General features: G+C 41.0%; 1 protein-coding gene. It reads left to right on the forward strand.

The window, feature by feature from the left end; genetic code table 11:
• The coding region (locus tag LD39_RS09805; RefSeq protein ID WP_035545673.1) for an LCP family protein at positions 1 to 1,025 on the forward strand (1,025 nt) is incomplete at its 5' end.
• Between the last annotated feature and the right edge of the window lie 190 nt (positions 1,026 to 1,215).

The following is a 1,215-nucleotide window of genomic DNA, read 5'->3' on the forward strand; positions in this document are numbered from 1 at the left end:
ATAAAAAGAAAAAGAGAAGACGAGTAGCCACACTCTTATTATTGATTGCGATATTAATTGGAGGCGGATTCTATTACGTCTCCCAAGTATACACGGCGTCCTTCCAGGATCTTGGCCGTGGTGATAAATCTGATTTACGTGATGAAGCTGTTGATATCGGTGATGATCCGATTTCCATCTTGCTAATGGGAGTTGAAGATTATTCAACGAATGGCGAAGCTGGCAGAGCCGATACGCAAATCGTCATGACGCTTGATCCTAAAACAAACAAAATGACGATGACAAGTGTTCCACGAGATACTCAAGTCGAAATCCCAGCTTCAAAAGTAGGTGAACAGTATGCAGGAAACCATAAGATCAATGCTGCTTTCTCACTTGGAGAACTCTCCGGTTATGGAGGAGAAAAATTGACGGTTGAAACAGTTGAAAATTATTTAGACATTCCGATTGATAAGTATGCGACCGTCAATTTTGAAGGTTTTACTGAGATCGTTAATCTTTTAGGAGGCGTAACGATCGATGTCAAAGAACCATTCTGGGAACGAAGCAGCTTAGACTGGTATAAGAAGATTGAATTTGAAGAAGGCACCATGAAAATGGATGGCGAAGAGGCTCTGGCATTCGTGCGGATGAGAAAACGTGAAGCTAACCTCACTTACCCGAGGGACGAGCGCCAACGTCAGTTCATCCAGGCATCCATCGACGAAGCGATTTCTGCGGGTACGCTGTTCAAGGCCGGAGATTTTGCAGATATTCTTGGTAAAAATGTGAAAACCAATCTCTCACCACAAGAAATTTATGCCATACAAAAAGTATTTTCATCTGAGGAATCAAAAACGAAAACGTTCAATATTGAAGGCGAAAATAAACGCCTGGAAGATGGCCTTTATTATTTCGTTCCTGAGGAAGAAAGCTTAGAAGAAGTGAAAATGAACTTGAAGCAAGCTCTTGACCTCAAAACAGAAACAGCCGATGACACAAGCAGTCAATATTCTTCCAGCGAAGAACCAGCGCCTAATAATTAAAAGGTTTGCCACCGCTCTATTATAGAGCGGTGGCTTTTTTTGGATAGCTCGTCCTGTTCAGTACCCTAGGGCAATTCGACGTAAGTTATCAGCCTGTCTTAGAAACCTATTGTTTTTTCAGATAAATTTCATCTTTACCTGTTACATTTTTATTCAAAGACAAGTGGAGGTATAGAAAATGAAAAAAAAG

Origin of the sequence: Halobacillus sp. BBL2006 (assembly GCF_000786645.1) — a bacterium.
In the GTDB taxonomy this organism is placed as follows: Bacteria; Bacillota; Bacilli; order Bacillales; family Halobacillaceae; genus Halobacillus.